This is a genomic window from Nonomuraea sp. NPDC049624, assembly GCF_040675255.1.
GTDB lineage: Bacteria > Actinomycetota > Actinomycetes > Streptosporangiales > Streptosporangiaceae > Nonomuraea.
On record NZ_JBFAOR010000015.1, the window covers coordinates 1 to 19,854 of the forward strand.

16 protein-coding genes are annotated in these 19,854 nt (G+C 70.3%); 15 read left to right on the forward strand and 1 reads right to left on the reverse strand.

The genetic code is table 11. The features are described 5' to 3' along the window. Positions 1-194 precede the first annotated feature (194 nt). On the reverse strand, positions 195-1,079 hold the full coding sequence (locus tag AB0J76_RS42575; protein ID WP_364393145.1) for a carbohydrate-binding protein: 885 nt from the start codon (positions 1,077-1,079) through the stop codon (positions 195-197). Positions 1,080-1,183: 104 nt separating this feature from the next. Between AB0J76_RS42575 and AB0J76_RS42580 the strand changes: the two genes are divergently transcribed. From AB0J76_RS42580 to obgE, 15 genes are all read left to right on the forward strand, one after another. Continuing rightward, complete coding sequence (locus AB0J76_RS42580; RefSeq protein ID WP_352328450.1) at positions 1,184-2,509, forward strand: folylpolyglutamate synthase/dihydrofolate synthase family protein; 1,326 nt, start codon at positions 1,184-1,186, stop codon at positions 2,507-2,509. Beyond that, positions 2,506-2,847: a DUF4233 domain-containing protein gene (locus tag AB0J76_RS42585; RefSeq protein ID WP_352328451.1), complete on the forward strand. Its 342-nt coding sequence runs from the start codon at positions 2,506-2,508 to the stop codon at positions 2,845-2,847. The genes AB0J76_RS42580 and AB0J76_RS42585 overlap by 4 nt, the downstream gene beginning before the upstream one ends. A gap of 11 nt (positions 2,848-2,858) precedes the next feature. Further along, complete coding sequence (locus AB0J76_RS42590; protein WP_364393150.1) at positions 2,859-4,433, forward strand: hypothetical protein; 1,575 nt, start codon at positions 2,859-2,861, stop codon at positions 4,431-4,433. A gap of 166 nt (positions 4,434-4,599) precedes the next feature. Beyond that, a complete protein-coding gene (ndk, locus tag AB0J76_RS42595; protein WP_352328453.1) occupies positions 4,600-5,010 on the forward strand; it encodes a nucleoside-diphosphate kinase in 411 nt (136 codons plus the stop codon). A gap of 273 nt (positions 5,011-5,283) precedes the next feature. Continuing rightward, positions 5,284-6,315, forward strand: coding sequence for a rod shape-determining protein (locus AB0J76_RS42600; RefSeq protein WP_352328454.1), 1,032 nt, complete (start codon positions 5,284-5,286; stop codon positions 6,313-6,315). Beyond that, complete coding sequence (gene mreC / locus AB0J76_RS42605; protein ID WP_352328455.1) at positions 6,315-7,193, forward strand: rod shape-determining protein MreC; 879 nt, start codon at positions 6,315-6,317, stop codon at positions 7,191-7,193. Before AB0J76_RS42600 ends, mreC begins: the two co-directional genes overlap by 1 nt. A 90-nt stretch (positions 7,194-7,283) precedes the next feature. Next, positions 7,284-7,748 (forward strand): rod shape-determining protein MreD, encoded by a 465-nt coding sequence (mreD, locus tag AB0J76_RS42610; protein WP_352328456.1) that lies wholly within the window; start codon positions 7,284-7,286, stop codon positions 7,746-7,748. Next, complete coding sequence (mrdA, locus tag AB0J76_RS42615; protein WP_364393154.1) at positions 7,745-9,793, forward strand: penicillin-binding protein 2; 2,049 nt, start codon at positions 7,745-7,747, stop codon at positions 9,791-9,793. The genes mreD and mrdA overlap by 4 nt, the downstream gene beginning before the upstream one ends. Continuing rightward, positions 9,790-10,953 carry a rod shape-determining protein RodA gene (gene rodA, locus AB0J76_RS42620; RefSeq protein WP_352329260.1) on the forward strand — a complete coding sequence of 388 codons (1,164 nt, stop codon included), beginning with the start codon at positions 9,790-9,792 and terminating at the stop codon, positions 10,951-10,953. The genes mrdA and rodA overlap by 4 nt, the downstream gene beginning before the upstream one ends. Positions 10,954-11,022: 69 nt before the next feature. Further along, entirely contained in the window at positions 11,023-12,933 is a 1,911-nt protein-coding gene (locus tag AB0J76_RS42625) for a TIGR03960 family B12-binding radical SAM protein (protein WP_352329261.1), read from the forward strand. 152 nt (positions 12,934-13,085) lie between these two features. Continuing rightward, on the forward strand, positions 13,086-13,838 hold the full coding sequence (locus AB0J76_RS42630) for a TIGR03936 family radical SAM-associated protein (protein WP_352329263.1): 753 nt from the start codon (positions 13,086-13,088) through the stop codon (positions 13,836-13,838). Between the two features lie 144 nt (positions 13,839-13,982). Beyond that, entirely contained in the window at positions 13,983-17,138 is a 3,156-nt protein-coding gene (locus tag AB0J76_RS42635; RefSeq protein ID WP_364393159.1) for an Rne/Rng family ribonuclease, read from the forward strand. A 208-nt stretch (positions 17,139-17,346) separates the two neighbouring features. Next, positions 17,347-17,649 carry a 50S ribosomal protein L21 gene (gene rplU, locus AB0J76_RS42640; RefSeq protein WP_055506260.1) on the forward strand — a complete coding sequence of 101 codons (303 nt, stop codon included), beginning with the start codon at positions 17,347-17,349 and terminating at the stop codon, positions 17,647-17,649. A gap of 15 nt (positions 17,650-17,664) precedes the next feature. Then, positions 17,665-17,922: a 50S ribosomal protein L27 gene (rpmA, locus tag AB0J76_RS42645; protein ID WP_012893687.1), complete on the forward strand. Its 258-nt coding sequence runs from the start codon at positions 17,665-17,667 to the stop codon at positions 17,920-17,922. Positions 17,923-18,059: 137 nt separating this feature from the next. Further along, positions 18,060-19,412: a GTPase ObgE gene (gene obgE, locus AB0J76_RS42650; RefSeq protein ID WP_352325647.1), complete on the forward strand. Its 1,353-nt coding sequence runs from the start codon at positions 18,060-18,062 to the stop codon at positions 19,410-19,412. Positions 19,413-19,854 lie beyond the last annotated feature (442 nt).

Sequence of the window (19,854 nt, forward strand, 5' to 3'; positions counted from 1 at the left end):
CGGAAGTTAAGCTTCTCTGCGCCGATGGTACTGCACTCGGGAGGGTGTGGGAGAGTAGGTCACCGCCGGACAATCTTTCGAAGAAGCCCCACACGAACCGTGTGGGGCTTCTTCGCGTCCACGGGCATGGCAACACGAACAGGGCCACCCCCAGCAGCCGGGGTGGCCCTTTTTTGCGTTCGGGGACCAGTGGGTCAGACGCGCTGCCACAAGGCCGGCACGTTGGGTGGTTCCCAACCGGCCATTGACGTGTGCCCCTGCAGGCACCGGTACGTCGACCCGCCGTAGGTCACCTGGTCACCCGCCTGGTAGGTCACCCCAACCTTCCAGGTTCCGCCGCCCGGAGACGGGCTAGTCGTGGGCGTGGGAGTGGGAGTCTGTGTGGGTGGCACTCCCTGGACGTTGAGCACGAAGTCGAACGTCGCTTCCTTCCCCGAGCCGACGGGGCGGACGTTCATGAGCAGTCTCGGGTCGTAGATGGTGTCGGTGTTGTTGCGCGGCTCGCCCGGGAAGTAGAGCTGCGTGGTGAGGATCCCGCGGCCCGGAGCCTGCGCCTTGACGTGGATGTGCCGCGTACGACCGGGGTACAGGCCGGGCACGATGGTGGTGAGCTTGAAGGCCCCCTGGGCGTTCGTGTACTGGTGCCCACGGAAGTTGTACGTGACGTTGTCGTAGTTGCCGTTGGCGTCGGCCTGCCAGAAGTCGAGCAGGACGTTCGCCAGTGGCTGACACGACAGTCCGAACACGTATCCGCTCACCGTCAGCGGGGTTCCCGAACCGGGGAGGGTCGAGCGCTGGGGGGAGTTGGGCTTGAAGTAGGGGCCCTCGGTCTGCGAGATCGTGAGATCGTCACCGTCGTCGCAGAACGGGGTGGGCTCAAGCTGCTGGCCGGTTCCGGCCATGGTGCGGGCCAGGGCCGGCACCTCGCCGATCAGGAACGGGACCGGTGTCGCTATGAGAGCCGCCTTGAACAGCGCCTTTCTGGTGATTCCGCGCTGCCTTTCCTCGCGAGTGTTCTCGCCTTCCACGATGGCCTCCTTGAAAGCGCCTGCTGGGGGGTAGAGCAGGCTGTTCTCCAAGGTGGCACCCTGCGGCGGAGGTGAGTACCCTCTAATTTTCTATACGATTCACGATATGTTTGTCCCGCGTCCAGACCGCTACGCGTGGTCAGTAGGGTTGAGGGGTGGATTATCGTGCGGTTGAACGTGCCATCCTGGAGCGGGGCGTCGAGTGGGACTTCGAGCCGACGCTCGACAGGATCGCTGCGCTTATGGATTTGCTCGGCTCGCCTCAGCGGGCGTACCCGGTCATACACATCGCCGGCACCAACGGCAAGACGACCACGGCGCGGCTGACCGAGGCGCTGCTTCGGGAGCGCAATCTCAGGGTGGGCCGGTTCACCAGCCCGCACCTGGTCACCGTGCGCGAGCGCATCACGGTCGACGGTGAGCCGCTGAGCGAGGAGCGCTTCGCCGAGGTCTACGAGGAGATCGCGCCCTACGTCGAGCTGGCCGACGCGCAGGGGCACCGGCGCATCCAGTTCTTCGAGCTGCTGACGGCCATGGCGTTCGCGGCGTTCGCCGACACGCCGGTCGACGTCGCGGTCATCGAGGCCGGCATGGGCGGGTCGTGGGACGCGACGAACGTCGCCGACGGCCTGGTGTCGGTCATCACGCCCATCTCCCTCGATCACATGGATCGTCTGGGTCCTGACATCCCGAGCATCGCCGGGGAGAAGGCCGGGATCATCAAGCCGGGCGCCACGACCGTGCTCGCTCAGCAGGAGCTGGCCGCGGCCGAGGTGCTGATGCGTCGCGCGGCCGAGGTCGGCGCGGTGGTGGCGCGGGAGGGGCTGGAGTTCGGCGTGCTCGGCCGGGAGATCGCGATGGGCGGGCAATTGCTCACCCTGCGCGGGCTCAAGGGCGTCTACGACGAGATCTACCTGCCGCTCTACGGCAGCTACCAGGCCAGCAACGCGGTGTGCGCGCTGGCCGCCGTCGAGGCGCTGACCGGTGGCGACGATCCGCTCGACGCCGACCTGGTGCGCCAGGCGTTCGCCCAGGCGGCCTCGCCCGGCCGGATGGAGGTCGTACGGCGCACGCCCACGGTGGTGATCGACGCGGCGCACAACCCCGGCGGGCTGGAGGCGAGCCTGGAGGCGCTGCACGAGGCCTTCGACTTCGCCAAGGTGATCGGCGTGGTCGCCGTCATGCGCGACAAGGACGTCGAGACCCTGCTGGAGCTGCTGGAGCCGATGCTCGACGAGATCGTGGTGACGCGTAACTCCTCACCCAGGTCGTTGTCGGCGCAGGAGCTCGCCGCGCTGGCCGTGCCGCTGTTCGGCGAGGACCGCGTGCACGTCGTCGAGCGGCTCGACGAGGCCCTCGACAGGGGCATCGGCATCGCGGACGCCGAGGGCGAGTTCAGCGGGACCGGGGTGTTCATCACCGGTTCGGTGGTGACGGCCGGAGATGCCCGGCATCTGCTCAAAGCGGATGGTGTGAGATGAACTTCGAGGTGACACCGGGCATGCGCAGGCTCGGTGCGAGCGTGCTCGGCATGGAGGCCATCGTGGCCGGGCTCATCACGCCGGTGGCGATCACCGTGGACGGCGTGGCCCCCGCGCTCGCCGTCACGGTGGGCATCGGGCTGCTGGTGTTGTGCGTGGTCGCCGCGGGCCTGCTCAAACGGCCCTTCGGGTACGTCATGGGCAGTGTCATCCAGGTGCTGGCCATCGCCACGGGCTTCCTCGTGCCGACCATGTTCTTCCTCGGCGCGATCTTCGCGGCGCTGTGGATCACCGCGATTATCGTAGCTCGCCGTGTCGAGGGCGTGACTTCCCGCTAAAGTCGGCCTACATGGCCGTCCCCCCGATTCAACGGTCGCCGCATCCGGCTGGCCTCAGACATTCCTGGCTGCTCGACGTGGTTCTCGGGCTGCTCGTCCTCGTGGCGTTGCCGCTGGCGATCGTCGCGATACCCAACACGCTGTCCGTGGTCGCCGACCTGCTGCCGGGTGACTTCGACCAGATCGGGCTGAGCCGTACGCACGGGCTGGCGCTGCCCGCCCTGATGCTGACGGTGCCGCTCGCGGCCGTCGCGTTGCGGCGGATGAAGGTGGCCCACGTGCTGGTCGCGGGGCTCGCGCTGGTGGCGGTGGCCGATGCAGCGGGCGGCTACGCGGCCTCCGAGCTGGTCGTCGGCGTCGTACGCGTGCTGCGCGGCGTCGGCGGCGGCCTGATAGTGCCGGCCACGCTGGTGGCGGTCTGGGACCGTACGCCCGCGCTGCGCGGCCTGTGGGCCGGGGTGTTGTGCGTCAGCCTGCTGGAGGCTCAGGCGTTCGCGCTCTGGCCGCTGGTCGACGTGACGAGCTGGAAGGTCACGCTGCAGCCGTACCCGATGGTCACCGGGGTCGCGCTGGCGCTGGCGGCGGCGTACCTGCTGGTCTGGAGGCTCGCCGGGCGGCGGCCCGCGCCCGCGCCGGACGCCAGGGAGCGCAGCCGGCTGCTGCTCGCGGCCGTGCCCGCGGCGGGCATCGCGGTCGTGGCGGTCAGCACGGCGAGCGCGGGGTGGGGCGTCGTCCCGGTGCTCCTGCTGGCGGGGGTGGCGATCGCCGGGCTGCTGGCGCTCGGCTCGATCGGCCGGGCGGAGGGCCGCACGCACGCGTACACGATGGTGGCCGTCGGGGTGGTGCTGCTGCCGAGCACGGCGCAGGTCACGCTGGTGGAGATGGGCGGTCTGGGCGGGCCGGGGCTGCGCGGGCTGTGGACGCCGTTCGGAGTGGCGGCGCTGCTCGCGGTCGTCGCCGGGGTGGGCGTGCGCATGTTCGCCAAGGGCGCGGGGCGGCTCGCGGTGCCGCTCGGGCTGCTGGCGATGGTGGTCGGCCTGTGCTCGGTGCGGCTGGTCGTCCCGTCGGCCGACGGGCTGGTGCTGGCGGTGCCGTTCACGCTGCTCGCGGTGGGGGCGACCGTGGCGGTCACGGCCACGCTCGGCGAGATCGGGATCGGGGCGGCGGCGTTCGGGTTGTCGCTGGGCGTCGCCGGGGTGCTGGCCGGCTATCTGCTGGGCACCGGCGTGCAGATGTGGATGCTGGAGGGGGTCGGGTCGCGCCAGGAGCTGGTCGACAGCTTCGTGGGCGCGTTGCACTGGTGGGCGTTGGTCGGCGGGTTCCTGCTGGTGGGCGTGATCGTGCTGGCGGCGGTGATGGGGCGGCGGCCGTCCCGGGAGGAGGAGCCGCCGTCCGGCGGGGAGCCGGCGGAGGTCGCGGTCTCGGTCGGGGCCGGCCGCGAGCGCGGGGCGGCGCGGGAGCCGGTCACGACGTGGGGCTCGATCGCTCCCGAGGGTTCGCCCGCGCCGGAGGAGGACGATCCGGACGAGCCCGTGCCCGCCGTGCCGCCGCAGGCGCCCTCGCCGGAGGACGGCGAGCGGTCCTGAAGTCCTCGCCCGCGCGGGTCATGCCTGTGGCGCCGAGGGCGTGGGCGCGGACGGTAAGCTGAGCGACGGCTATGGCGACGCGAGGGCCCGTGTCCCGCGGAGCGCCCTCGTGGTCAGGCCAGGCGCCCGTAGCCGCGACCCGAATCTGTTCAAAGGAGAACCACACGTGTCCGAGCGCACTCTTGTCCTGATCAAGCCCGACGGGGTGAAGCGTGGCCTCATCGGTGACGTGATCGCCCGCGTGGAGCGCAAGGGCCTCAAGGTCGTGGCGATGGACCTGCGCACCCTCGACGCCGACACCGCCAAGGCGCACTACGCCGAGCACGCCGAGAAGCCGTTCTTCGGCGAGCTGGTCGACTTCATCACGTCGGCGCCGCTCGTGGCCATGGTCCTTGAGGGCCCGCGCGCCATCGAGGCCTTCCGCGCGCTGGCCGGCGCCACCGACCCGGTCAAGTCCGCCCCCGGCACCATCCGCGGCGACCACGCCCTGGAGATCGGCGAGAACGTCGTCCACGGCTCCGACTCGCCCGAGTCCGCGGCCAGGGAGATCAAGATCTTCTTCCCCGACCGCTTCTAGCAGTCAGCTCCACCCGCGCGCCCGCCGGCTTCACGCCGTGCGGGCGCGTCTTTTTGTCGGTGGCACGTTGTAGCGTTCACCGAGTCTGGCAGGCGTGGGCGCAGTTGATCCGGTCGTGTGGGTGCAATTCGGGCAAAATCCAGGTTGAGGTAGGGGCTGGAGATTTTTGTGGAGCGCGAGGGCTCATTGCGCTCACTGGTGGGTACGTCACGTTACGATTCGAATTCGATCCGTAGTCATTCGCGAACGACGATACGGAGGGCTCCGTTCCCCATGGGCAGCAAGCTCGCGTTTCTCGGCCGTGACATGGCGGTCGATCTGGGCACCGCCAACACGTTGGTATACGTGCGTGGCCGGGGCATCGTGCTCAATGAGCCGTCAGTCGTAGCGATCAACACCACCACAGGCAAGATCGTGGCGGTGGGCATCGAGGCAAAGCGAATGATCGGTCGTACGCCCGGCAACATCGTCGCGGTCCGCCCGCTGAAGGACGGCGTGATCGCCGACTTCGACGTCACCGAACGGATGTTGCGCTACTTCATCCAACGAGTGCACAGACGACGCCATTTCGCCAAGCCGCGCATCATCATCGCCGTGCCGAGCGGCATCACCAGCGTCGAGCAGCGCGCGGTGAAAGAAGCCGGGTACCAGGCCGGCGCAAGGAAGGTCTACATCGTCGAGGAGCCGATGGCCGCCGCCATCGGGGCCGGGCTGCCGGTGCACGAGCCCACCGGGAACATGGTGGTCGACATCGGCGGCGGCACCACCGAGGTGGCCATCATCTCGATGGGCGGCGTGGTCACCAGCCAGTCGATCAGGATCGGCGGCGACGAGCTCGACCAGGCGGTGATCACGTTCGCCAAGAAGGAGTTCTCGCTGATGCTCGGCGAGCGCACCGCCGAGGAGATCAAGATGGCGATCGGGTCGGCCTGCCCCAACGGCGAGGAGACGCACGCCGAGGTGCGGGGGCGCGACCTGATCAGCGGGCTGCCCAAGACGATCATCGTGTCGAGCGAGGAGATCCGCAAGGCGACCGAGGAGCCGGTCAACGCGATCGTCGACGCGGTGAAGACCACCCTCGACAAGTGCCCGCCGGAGCTGTCGGGCGACATCATGGACCGCGGCATCGCCCTGACCGGCGGCGGTGCCCTGCTCAAGGGCCTCGACGAGCGGGTCAAGGCCGAGACCGGCATGCCCGTCCACCTGGTGGAGAACGCCCTCGACTCGGTCGCCATCGGCTCGGGCAAGTGCGCCGAGGAGTTCGAGGCCCTGCAGCAGGTGCTCGTTCCGGAGTCGCGGCACTGATGAGAGATTCGCGCCGGGCCCGGCTGATCCTGGGAGTGCTGCTGATGGCGGCGCTGGTCGTCCTGACCATCGACCATCGTGCGGGCGACAGCTCACCGCTGCGTCCGCTGCGCTCGGCGGGGTCCTGGGTGTTCGGCGCGGCCGAGCGGTTCGGCGGGGGCGTGGTGCGTCCCGTCGGCGGCTTCCTGCACGCCCTGGCCAGCGCGCCCAGCGCGCAGCGGCACATCGAGCAGCTGCAGGAGGAGAACGCCAGGCTGCGGGCCGGGCTGTCCTCCAGCACGCTCGACGCCACCCGCTCGGCGGAGCTGAAGAAGCTGCTCGGCCTCTCCGGCACCGGCGGCTACAAGGTGGTCACGGCCAACGTGGTGGCCAGGCGCGGGCAGCCGGGGTTCGAGGACAGCGTGCAGATCGACGTGGGCACCGGTGACGGGGTGCGTCCCGACATGACGGTGCTCAACGGTGACGGGCTGGTCGGCCGGGTCATCCACGCCTCGTCGGCCACCTCCACGGTGGTGCTGCTCAGCGACCCCGCCTCGGCCGCCGGGGGGCGGCTGGAGGGCGGCCAGGAGATCGGCGTGGTGCACGGGGTGGGCGAGAACGGGCGGCTCGTGCAGTTCCGGCTGCTCGACTCGACGGCGCCGATGGAGCGGGGCGGGCGCATCGTCAGCTTCGGCTCCAAGAACGGGCGGCCGTACGTGCCGGGGGTGCCGATCGGGGTGATCGAACGCGTGGAGTCGACGCCGGGGGAGCTGACCCGGATCGCCTACGCCAGGCCGTTCGCCGACCTGACGGCGCTCGACGTGGTCGGGGTGGTGGTCGAAGGGCCCAAGCGGGATCCGCGTGACGCGGTGCTGCCGGTCAAGGAGGGGGCGCGGTGATCGGCGACGGCACGGCCTCCGGCGAGGTCGCTGCTGGTGTGGTGATCGGGGGATGAGAAGCGTGCTGCTTTCGGCGGGGACGGAGGCGCGGTGATCGGGGCGATGGTCGTGGTGCTGGCGTTGCTGGCACAGGTCATGCTGGTCAACCGGCTGCCGTTGCCGGCGGGCGGCGCGCCTGACCTGGTGCTGCTGGCGGTGGTGGGCATGGCGCTCGAGCGCGGGCCGGTGGCGGGGGCGATGGTCGGATTCTTCTCGGGGCTGCTGGTGGACCTGGTGCCGCCGACGGCCCATCTGATGGGCCAGTACGCGTTCGTGCTGGCCGTGGTCGGTTATGTGGCGGGGCGCGGCGCGGGCGGGCCGGCTACGACCGTCGTGTTGTGCGTGCTGATCGCGCCGCTGGTGGCCGTGGGGGTGGCCGGGCTGCTGTCCGATCCGCGGGTGTCGCTGGCGACGCTCACCCAGCAGGTGCCCGTCACCGTCCTCTACACGCTCATCGTGGCGCCGGTGGTGATCTGGCTGGCCACCCGGGGGAGACAGCCGAGGTACTCGACATGATCCGCATGCGTACCAGGTTGCTGGTGCTGCACGTCCTGGTGGTGCTGCTGCTCGTCGTGCTGGCCGTACGGCTGTGGCAGGTGCAGGTCGTGCGTGGCCAGGAGTTCGTGACCAGGGCGATGGAGACCAGGACGCGCACGGTCATCGTGCCAGCGGTGCGGGGGCAGATCCTCGACTCGTCGGGGCGTCCGCTGGTGCGCAACCGCACGGCCCTGGTCGTGTCCGTCGACCGGACGAAGCTGAACAGGATGCCGGGCGGGGGGATGAGCGTGCTGCGCAGGCTCTCCTCGGTGCTCGACCGGCCGGTCAAGGACCTGCGGCAGCGCATCACGCCCTGCGGGCCGGGGGTGGGCAAGCCGTGCTGGACGGGGTCGCCGTACCAGCCGGTTCCGCTGGACGAGAAGGTGGACACGCGCGAGGCGCTGCAGATCCTGGAGCGGCAGGAGGAGTTCCCGGGGGTGACCGCGGAGATCCACTCCGTCCGGCAGTACCCGGGCGGCCGGGCCGGGGCGCAGATGCTGGGTTACCTGCAGCCGGTGACCGAGGCGGAGCTGGAGAAGCGCGAGGGACTCAAGGCCAGCTTCTCCGGTGTCGACCTGGCGGGGCGCGACGGCATCGAGTACGTCTACGACGACGCGCTGCGTGGCAAGTCGGGGCTGCGCAGGGTGCAGGTCGACCGGATGGGCAAGGCCCTCGGGGTCGAGGAGCAGGTGCCGCCGGTCGCCGGCGACCACCTGGTGACCAGCATCGACGCGCGGGTGCAGGCGGTGACGGAGAAGGCGCTCGCCCACGCGATGAAGAACGCGCCCGGGGCCGACGGCGGCGCCGCGGTGGTGCTCGACGCGCGTTCCGGACGGGTGGTGTCGGTGGCCAGCGCGCCGGGGTACGACCCGGAGATCTGGGCCGGTGGCATCTCGGCCAAGGGATACCAGTGGCTGTTGTCGGACAAGTCGGGTAAGCCGCTGGTGTCGCGGGCGATCAACGGGCAGTTCGCGCCCGGTTCGACGTTCAAGGTGTCGTCGGTGTCGGCGATGTTGCGGGCCGGGTATCCGCTCAACGGCACGTACGACTGCCCGGGGGCCTACATGGTGGGCGACCGGTCCTTCAGCAACTTCCGGGGAATCGGCCTCGGGCAGATGAACCTGCACACGGCGCTGGTCAAGTCGTGCGACACGATCTTCTACCGGGCGGCGTACGAGCAGTACCTCAAGGACGGCGGGCGCAACCCGAAGAAGCGCACGAAGGAGGTGTTCGCCAACACGGCCAGGGCCTTCGGCTTCGGCCGGCCGACCGGGGTCGACCTGCCGGGCGAGTCCTCCGGGCGCATCCCCGACCGGGCCTGGAAGAAGGACCTGTGGAACCGCACCAGCGCCACGAGCTGCGAGCGGTCGCGCAAGGGATATCCGGAGGAGAAGGACCGGGCGCGGGCCGAGTTCCTCAAACGCCTGGCGCTGGAGAACTGCACCGAGGGCTTCCTGCTGCGGCCCGGTGACTCGGCCAACTTCGCCATCGGGCAGGGCGACGTCCTGGTGACGCCGATGCAGCTCGCGCGGGCGTACATGGCGCTGGTGAGCGACGGCAAGGTCCGCAGCCCGCGCATCGGGTGGGCGCAGGTGAGGCCCGACGGCAAGGTGGTCAAGACCATCGACGTGCCGGTGGTCGGCAAGCTGCCGATCAGTGACAAGGAGCGTAACTACATCAAGAACGCGCTGAGCCAGGTGCCCTCCGACGGCACCGCGGCGGGGGCGTTCACCGGCTTCCCGATGGACAAGGTGCGCATCGGCGGCAAGACCGGTACCGCGGAGGTGTGGGGCAAGAAGGACACCTCGTGGTTCGCGTCGTTCGCGCCCACCAACAATCCGCAGTTCGTGGTGGTCGTCATGGTGTCGCAGGGTGGCATGGGCGCCTCGACCGCTGCGCCGGCCGCACGCGAGATCTACGAGGGCATCTACGGCTTCAAGGGGGAGCCGGCCGCCGTGCCCGGCGGAAGACTCCCGACCAAGCTGCCGAAGTTCGCGCCCGACGGGACGGTGATCCACCAATGAACCGCGCCGTGGCCGCGCGGCGGCCCTCGCTCATCCAGCGGGCGATCGGCGAGCACTCGGTGGTGCGCCGCATGGACGGGCTGATGCTGGTCGCGGTGGCCGGGCTGTGCCTGATCGGCACCCTGCTGGTGTGGTCCTCGACCCGCACGTGGGCGCCCGGCGCCACCGGGCTGGTCAAGAAACACCTGCTCAACGAGGTCATCGGCGTGACCCTGTGCGCCGTGGTGGCGATGGTCGACCATCGGGCGATGCGGGCGTACGCGCCGCTGGTGTTCCTGGTGTCGCTGGTGGGCCTGGCGCTGGTGATCACCCCGCTGGGCGCGACGATCAACGGGTCGCACTCGTGGATCCTGCTCGGCGGCGGGTTCGCGGTGCAGCCGTCGGAGTTCGCCAAGGTCGGGCTGCTGCTGATCATCGCGATGCTGCTGGCCCAGCCCGCCGAGGGCAGCGACCGGCCGCGGGGCCTGGACATCACGCTGGCCCTGGTCGCGGCGGGCATCACGATGGGGCTGGTGATGTTGCAGCCCGACCTCGGCACGGCGCTCGTGCTCGCCGTGATCACGGCCGCGGGGCTGGTGATCGGGGGCGTGCGCAAACGGTGGATCGTCGGGCTGGTGCTCGTGGCGGCGGCCGGGGTGTTCTGCGTGTTCTGGTTCAACCTGCTGGAGCCGTACCAGGTGGCGCGGTTCACCGCGTTCGTCGATCCGAAGGTCGATCCGCGCGGGGTGGGCTACAACAGCACGCAGTCGCTGATCGCGATCGGTTCCGGGCAACTGCTGGGCAAGGGGCTCTTCGGCGGCGGGCAGACGACCGGCCGGTTCGTGCCCGAGCAGCACACCGACTTCATCTTCACGGTGGCGGGGGAGGAGTTCGGGTTCATCGGGTCGGTCACCGTGGTGCTGCTGCTCGGCGTGGTGCTGCTGCGCGGGCTGAAGGTCGCAAGGCACTGCGACGACCGGTTCGGCACGCTGGTCGCGGGCATGATCGTGTGCTGGTTCGCGTTCCAGACGTTCATCAACGTCGGGATGACGATCGGGATCATGCCGATCACCGGCCTGCCGCTGCCTTTCGTGTCCTATGGCGGTACTGCCACGTTCGCGAACCTCATGGCGGTAGGGCTGCTTCTGGCCATCAGAGTGCGGCGGCAGTCGTTCAACTGAGCGCGTAACGGGGGCCGTCCGCCGGTGGGCCGGATTTGTCACCGTCCGCGCGCCGCTACCCTGGACGGTATGCCTGTCGAGTCGATATTCCACCGCCTGGAAGCGCTGCTGCCCAAGGTGCAGAAGCCCATCCAGTACGTCGGGGGTGAGCTCAACTCGACCGTCAAGGACTGGGACTCCGCCGACGTGCGGTGGGCGCTGATGTACCCGGACGCCTACGAGGTCGGGCTGCCCAACCAGGGCGTGGCGATCCTCTACGAGATCCTCAACGAGCTGCCCCGCACGCTGGCCGAGCGCACCTACGCGGTCTGGCCGGACCTGGAGGCCCTCATGCGGGCCGAGGGCGTGCCGCAGTTCACCGTCGACGCCCACCGGCCGGTGCGCGCCTTCGACGTGCTCGGCCTGTCGTTCTCGACGGAGCTGGGCTACACCAACATGCTGACCGCGCTCGATCTCGCCGGGATCCCGCTCAACGCGGCCGACCGGGGCGAGGACGACCCGATCGTGCTCGCCGGCGGTCACGCGGCCTTCAACCCCGAGCCGATCGCCGACTTCCTCGACGCGGCCGTGCTCGGCGACGGCGAGCAGATCTCGATCGCCATCTCCGAGGTCATCCGCGAGTGGAAGGCCGAGGGGCGTCCCGGCGGGCGCGACGAGCTGCTGATGCGGCTCGCCGAGTCCGGCGGCGTCTACGTGCCGAAGTTCTACGACGTCGACTACCACCCCGACGGGCGCATCAAGCGGGTCGCGCCCAACAGATCCGAGGTGCCGTGGCGGGTGCACAAGCACACCGTGATGGACCTCGACGAGTGGCCCTATCCGAAGAAGCCGTTGGTGCCGCTGGCCGAGACGGTGCACGAGCGGTTCAGCGTGGAGATCTTCCGCGGCTGCACGCGCGGCTGCCGCTTCTGCCAGGCGGGCATGATCACCCGTCCGGTGCGGGAGCGTTCGATCACCACGATCGGCGCCATGGTCGACAACGGCATCAAGGAGTCCGGCTTCAACGAGGTCGGCCTGCTGTCGTTGTCCTCGGCCGACCACTCCGAGATCGGCGAGGTCGCCAAGGGCCTGGCCGACCGCTACGAGGGCACCAACACCTCGCTGTCCCTGCCCTCGACCCGGGTCGACGCGTTCAACATCGACCTGGCCAACGAGTTCTCCAGGAACGGCAGGCGCTCGGGTCTCACGTTCGCCCCCGAGGGCGGCTCCGAGCGCATGCGCAAGGTGATCAACAAGATGGTCTCCGAGGAAGACCTCATCCGCACGGTCACCACCGCATACTCGCAGGGCTGGCGGCAGGTGAAGCTCTACTTCATGTGCGGCCTGCCCACCGAGCAGGACGAAGACGTGCTCGGCATCGCCGACCTGGCCAAGAAGGTCATCCAGGCGGGCCGTGAGGCGACCGGCAGCCGCGACATCCGCTGCACCGTCTCCATCGGCGGGTTCGTGCCCAAGCCGCACACCCCGTTCCAGTGGGCCGGGCAGGCCGACCACGAGACCGTCGACCGGCGGCTCAAGGCGCTGCGCGACTCGCTGCGCGGCGACAAGCAGTACGGCCGGGCCATCGGCTTCCGCTACCACGACGGCAAACCGTCCATCGTGGAGGGCCTGCTCTCGCGCGGCGACCGCAGGGTCGGCGCGGTGATCAGGGCCGTCTGGGAGGCCGGCGGCAGGTTCGACGGGTGGAGCGAGCACTTCTCCTACGACAGATGGATGCAGGCCGCGGAGAAGGCCGGCGTCGACGTCGACTGGTACACCACGCGTGAGCGGGCCGAGAACGAGGTCCTTCCGTGGGACCACCTCGACGCCGGGCTCGACCGTGAATGGCTCTGGCAGGACTGGCAGGAGGCCGTGTCCGGCGGCGAGGTCGAAGACTGCCGCTGGACTCCGTGCTACGACTGCGGGGTCTGCCCGACCATGGGGACGGAGATCCAGATAGGCCCGACAGGACGCAAGCTCCTTCCTCTCACAGTGGTCTAGCGCGCTCAGTGGGCGAGCCGTGTCACGGCGTACACGTACACGTGTCGCGGCGGCTTATCCTGGGAGAAGGAACTCTTACAAGGGAAGGACGCAAAGCTCTGAAACCTGTTCCCGACGGGCCTCCGCCCGCGCCTACGGTGCAGCGCCTTCGTGTGCGTTACGCCAAGCGCGGACGTCTGCGCTTCACCAGTCACCGCGACATCTCGCGGGCCGTCGAGAGGGCGGTCCGCCGTGCCGGCATTCCGGTGGCCTTCAGCGCGGGCTTCTCGCCCCATCCGAAGATCTCCTACGCGGGCGCAGCGCCGACCGGCGTCGCCAGCGAGGCCGAATACCTCGAGATCGGTGTCACCAGGCTGTGCGACCCCGAGCAGGTCAAGTCCAGCCTGGACGCGTCACTGCCGCCCGGTCTCGACGTGCTCGACGTCGTGCAGGCCGGCCCAGGGGGGCTGGCCGACCGCCTGGAGGTCTCCGACTGGGAGGTACGCCTGCCCGGGGCCGATCGCGAGCTCGCCGAGACGGCGGTGGAGAAGTTCCTCGCGGCGGGCACCGTGGAGGTCGAGCGCCTCACCAAGAAGGGCCCCCGGCGTTTCGACGCGCGGGAGGCCGTCCTGGGGCTCGTGGTGTCCGAGGGAACAGACAGAACCGCAGCTCAGGTGCCAGGACAGACGTGTGTCATACTGCGCATGGTTGTTCGGCACATGACGCCTGCCGTTCGACCCGATGATGTGCTCACAGGGCTGCGCCTTGTGGCCGACTTCGCGCCGCCGGTTCCCCCCGAGGTGACCAGGCTGGCGCAGGGGCCGCTCGACGCCGGTACCGGTGCGCTTGCCGACCCGCTCGGCCTTGACCGCGATACGACGCGCGGCGGCGAGGCGGGACCGGCGGGTGAGCACGTCGTCGGCTAAGGAGGTGCCCTGCGCGAGCGGGGCGCCACCGCTGACAGGACTTGGCGCCCGCGCCTCCCTTCCGGGGGCGGGGGCGGACAACGAGACACGAGGGCTCCTGCGCGGCGCGGCGACGCGCCCGGGAGCTGACGGGAGAGCGCCCGCATGCTCGACAACGAGCCCAACGCCGGGGCCACTGGCCCTGACGGGGAGACAACTGAACAGCCCAAGGTGACCAGGCGTCGCCGCTCCGCGAGCCGCCCGGCGGGTCCTCCGCCGGAGCTGCCGGAGGAGCCGGCCGCCACCGCCCCGATCACCGTCGCGGCCGCCCAGGCCGCGCCGTCGGTTGCCGACGTGCAACCGGTGCAGACCAACGCCGTGCAGCGTGCTGCCGGAGAGCCCGCGCCCGACGCCGGGCGTGGCCGGAGAACCAGGGCCCGCGCGGCGGCGCCCGAAGCGCCGGCAAGCCTGGCCGGAGCCGCCGAGGGTGGCCCGGCGGGCGTTCAGGCACAGCCCGGCGCGCCCGAGAGCGCCGTGGCTGGAGCCGGTGCGGCCGGGGCCGTCGTGCCTGAGGGGCCGGCGCCGCAGCAGGCTGAGAGCCCTGCCGCCTCGCAGGCCGGCACGTCGGCAGAGCCTGTCGTGGAGCCCGCTGTGGAGCCCGTCGTGGCGCCGGTCGTCGAGCGGCGGGAGGCCGCCGGGCAGGTGGCCGGTGCGGCCGAGCCGGTCGTGGCGCCGGTGGTGCAGAGTCCGGGTGCGCCGGAGGCCGAGAGCCCCGCGTACGCGGGTGGCCCGGCCGGTGCCGGCGAGGTGGCCGGTGTGGTCGAGGCCGCCGTGGCCGACGCCGTGGTGGAAGCCGCCGACGTTCCCGAGGAGAAGCCCAAGAGGGCCACGCGCACGCGGTCCACCGCGACCACGACGCGCCGCCGTACGACGAAGAAGGCCGAGCCGGAGGTCGCGGGAGCGCTCCCGGAGGAGGAGGCCGAGGCGCCCAAGCGGCGGCGTACGCGGAAGAAGGCCGAAGAGGTCGTCGTCGAGGCGCCGGCGGGCGCCGACGTCGAGGTCGTCGCGACGCCCTCCGACGTCGAGGTGGCCGTCACCGTGCCCGAGGCCGCCGAGGCGGCCGACGAGGACATCCTGGAGATCCTGCCCGAGGACGAGCCGCTCGACGACGAGCCCGCCGGCGAGGACCTCGACGAGGACGTCGACCGGCCGAGCCTGCTCGCCGACCCCTTCGGGCTGAGCGCGCGCAGGCACGACGAGCCTGGCACGGCGTTCCAGCGTCCGGCGGCCATCTTCGCGCCGCTGTTCCAGGCCCCCGACCCCACCCAGGGCAAGCCCGCCGTGATCCGGCGGCCCGAGCCCGAGCCCGAGCCGGAGCCCGAGGAGATCGAGGAGCTGGTCGACGAGACCCTCGTCGAGGACGAGGGCGACATCGACACCTCCGACGAGCAGGAGGAGGAGGGCGGCGGCCGTCGCCGCCGGCGCCGTCGTGGCGGCCGGGGCCGCGGCAAGGCCCGCGAGCGTGACGAGGAGGAAGGCGAGGAAGGCGACGAGGAGGAAGGCGAGGACGCCGGCGAGGAGGCCCAGGAGGAAGAGGCCGCCGGCTCGCGCCGCCGTCGCCGTCGTCGCCGCCGCGGCACCGAGGAGACCCTGGAGCCCTCCACCGACGACCCGCCGAACACCGTGGTGCGCATCCGCGCGCCGCGCTCCGGCCGCGCCGCCTCCCTGGAGACGGCCACCGACGGCGTGCAGAGCGTGCGCGGCTCGACCCGTCTGGAGGCCAAGAAGCAGCGTCGCCGCGAGGGGCGCGAGCTCGGCCGCAGGCGTCCGCCGATCATCACGGAGTCGGAGTTCCTGGCCCGCCGTGAGTCCGTCGACCGCATGATGGTGGTGCGCCGCCAGGGCGACCGTACGCAGATCGCGGTCCTGGAGGACGGCGTGCTCGTCGAGCACTACGTCAACCGCGAGGCCAGCCAGTCCTACGTCGGCAACGTCTACCTGGGCAAGGTCCAGAACGTGCTGCCGTCGATGGAGGCCGCGTTCGTGGACATCGGCAAGGGGCGCAACGCCGTCCTGTACGCCGGTGAGGTGAACTTCGACACCGCCGGGCTGGAGGGCCAGCCCAAGCGCATCGAGTCGGCGCTGAAGTCCGGCCAGTCGGTGCTGGTGCAGGTCACCAAGGACCCGATCGGCCACAAGGGCGCCCGGCTCACCTCGCAGATCAGCCTGCCCGGCCGTTACCTGGTGTACGTCCCGGACGGGTCGATGACCGGCATCAGCCGCAAGCTGCCCGACAAGGAGCGCACCCGGCTCAAGAGCATCCTGAAGAAGGTCATGCCGGAGAACGCCGGTGTGATCGTCCGCACCGCGGCCGAGGGCGCCTCCGAGGACGAGCTGGCCCGCGACGTGGCCCGGCTGTCGGCCCAGTGGGAGAACATCCAGAAGAAGGCCAAGTCGGCCAGCCCGCCCGAGCTGCTGTCGGCCGAGCCCGACCTGACCATCCGGGTCGTCCGCGACGTGTTCAACGAGGACTTCACCTCGCTGGTCGTGCAGGGCGACGACGCCTGGGACACCGTCGACGACTACGTCAAGTACGTCGCGCCGCACCTGGCCGAGCGCCTGTCGCGCTGGGACACCGGGCAGGGCGACGTGTTCGAGTCGTACCGGATCGACGAGCAGCTGGGCAAGGCGCTGGAGCGCAAGGTGTGGCTGCCGAGCGGCGGCTCGCTGGTGATCGACCGTACCGAGGCGATGACCGTCGTCGACGTCAACACCGGCAAGTTCACCGGGCAGGGCGGCAACCTCGAGGAGACCGTCACCAGGAACAACCTGGAGGCGGCCGAGGAGATCGTGCGCCAGCTGCGGCTGCGGGACATCGGCGGCATCATCGTCATCGACTTCATCGACATGGTGCTGGAGTCCAACCGCGACCTGGTGCTGCGGCGGCTGCTGGAGTGCCTGGCGCGCGACAGGACCAAGCACCAGGTCGCCGAGGTGACCTCCCTGGGCCTGGTGCAGATGACGCGTAAGCGGGTCGGTCAGGGGCTGCTGGAGGCGTTCTCGACGGCCTGCGAGTGCTGCAACGGGCGCGGGCTGATCGTCTCGACCGAGCCGGTGGAGACGAAGCCGGAGCCGCGCGGCACGCAGGGCAAGATGGCGATCGAGAAGGCGGTCTCGGACAAGGTTTCCGCGGCCAAGGACTCCGCCAGCCGTGATACCGTGACCGGTGCGCTTGATGACGTCCCGGCTGAGGACGACCAGGCCAGCCAGACTTCCGGCAGAGGGCGGCGACGCTCCCGCCGAGCCAAGTCCGCCGAGTAGCCTCGGCAGGCTTCCGACGATCCGTCCGGTTCGCCTAGGGCACCGTTAAGCGGTACCCTGGTGAATCGGTGCGTCAGGTGACGTGCCCTGTTGGCGCGCTTACTCGGTTCGTCGGTTTGAGACAGGCCGAATGATAGGCGCAGCATTCGGCGGCCGCCTCGATGCGGGGCGGCTGAGGGCAACAGCGAGTCAGTAGAAGGGTTCCGCGGTGTACGCGATCGTTCGTTGCGGCGGCAGGCAGCAGAAGGTCTCCGTCGGTGACGTCCTCGAGGTGGACAAGGTCGCCGGCGAGGTCGGCTCTTCGGTTACGCTGCCGACGGTGCTCGTCGTCAACGACGGCGATGTGACCACCGAGGCCGGCAAGTTCACGGTCAGCGCCGAGATCCTCGGCGAGACCAAGGGCCCGAAGATCCGCATTCTCAAGTACAAGAACAAGACCGGTTACAAGAAGCGCCAGGGTCACCGTCAGCGGTACACCCAGGTGAAGATCACCGGTATCGACCAGGCCTGATCGGGAGTTTGAGAGATGGCACACAAGAAGGGCGCGTCGTCCACCCGGAACGGCCGTGACTCCAACGCTCAGCGCCTGGGCGTCAAGCGCTTCGGCGGCCAGCTGGTGAACGCGGGCGAGATCATCGTTCGTCAGCGCGGCACCCACTTCCACCCCGGCGACAACGTCGGCCGCGGTGGCGATGACACGCTGTTCGCGCTGGCCGCCGGCCACGTGCAGTTCGGCGTCAAGCGCGGTCGTCGCGCCGTCAGCATCGTTCCCGTCGCGGAGTAATCAGCTTCGCTTCGGTGTTGCTTCAAGGGGTGGATCGCCTGTCGATCCACCCCTTAGGCGTTTTCTGGGGGCCCTGCGGGGGCGCCATGTTGTGATTGATCTTGTATGCCCTGGTGGGCTTGATGGAGGAGAGCTGGATGCCGGACTTCGTGGACCAGGTGGTCCTGCACGTCAAGGCCGGTGACGGAGGGAACGGGTGCGCCTCCATCCACCGGGAGAAGTTCAAGCCGCTCGGCGGCCCCGACGGGGGGAACGGCGGCCGTGGCGGCGACGTGATCCTTGAGGTCGATCCCAACACCGCGACCCTGCTGGACTACCACCGCCGTCCCCACCGCAAGGCCGACAACGGCAAGCAGGGGCAGGGCTCCAACCGCGACGGCGCCAACGGCGACGACGTGATCCTCGCCGTCCCGAACGGGACCGTGGTGAAGGACGCCAACACGGGTGAGGTGCTGGTGGACCTCGTGGGGGCCGGCACCCGGTACGTGATCGCGCAGGGCGGTCACGGCGGGCTCGGGAACGCCGCGCTGGCCACGTCCCGGCGAAAGGCGCCCGGGTTCGCGCTGCTGGGGGAGCCCGGTGACGGGCTCGACGTCATGCTGGAGCTCAAGAGCGTCGCCGACGTGGCGCTGGTCGGGTTCCCCAGCGCCGGCAAGTCGTCGCTGATCGCGGCGCTGAGCGCGGCCAAGCCGAAGATCGCGGACTATCCGTTCACCACCCTCATCCCGAACCTGGGGGTCGTGACGGCCGGCGAGAACGTGTTCACGGTCGCCGACGTGCCCGGGCTGATCCCGGGGGCCTCGCAGGGCAAGGGGCTCGGGCACGAGTTCCTGCGCCATGTCGAGCGCTGCGACATGCTCGTGCACGTCATCGACTGCGCGACCATGGAGCCGGGGCGCGACCCCGTCACCGACTACGAGGTGATCGAGGCCGAGCTGCGGGCGTACGGGAAGCTTGAGGACCGGCCGCGGATGATCGTGCTGAACAAGGCCGACGTGCCCGACGCGCGGGAGCTGGCCGACCTGGTCAGGGCCGAGTTCGAGGAGCGGGGGCTGCAGGTCTTCGTCATCTCGGCGGCCACGCACGACGGGTTGCGGGAGCTCACGTACGCGATGGGCGAGTGGGTGGCGGCGGCCAGGGCCAACAAGCCGGTCGAGGAGCCGACCCGACTGGTGATCAGGCCCAAGCAGCTCGGTGAGGCCGGGTTCAAGGTGCGGCGGGTGAACGAGAACCTGTTCCAGGTCACCGGGGAGAAGCCGGAGCGGTGGATCCGGCAGACCGACTTCAGCAACGACGAGGCCGTCGGGTACCTGGCCGACCGGCTCGAACGGCTCGGCGTGGAGGAGGAGCTGGTCAAGGCGGGCGCCAAGGCGGGGGCCGAGGTGGTCATCGGGCCGATGGAGGGCGGGTACGTCTTCGACTGGCAGCCGACGCTCAGCGCCGAGTCGGTGCGTCAGGGGCCGCGCGGCTCGGACAACCGCCTGGGCTGACGGCTGCCGAGGGTGACGGTCGTCTTGGCGTGTCTGCCGTGTGGCGTGTCTGCCGTGTGGCGTGTCTGCCGTGTGGCGTGGCCGCTGGCTGGTGACCGTCGTTTGAGGTGACCCTCATTCGAGGTGACCGCCGGCTGGTGACCGTCCTACGGGGGTGACCCTCATTCGAGGTGACGGTCGGCTGGTGACCGTCCCATGGGGTGAACCCAGTCGGTGGGGGCGTCGTGAACGGGCCCGCCGGTGGTTCTTGCGGCGGGCCCGCTGTGGTTCCACGGGGGTGAAGCGGCCGGTGGTGGTGGTCGTGTGGGCTGGGATCGCCGCCGTTCCATGAGGGCAGGGCTTGCGGCGGCGGTCGCGCGTCGGGGGCGCTGTGGTTCCACAGGGGGCCGCAGGGGGCTGTTGGGGCTTCTCGGGGTGCAGGGTTCTGGAGGCGGGCGTCGCG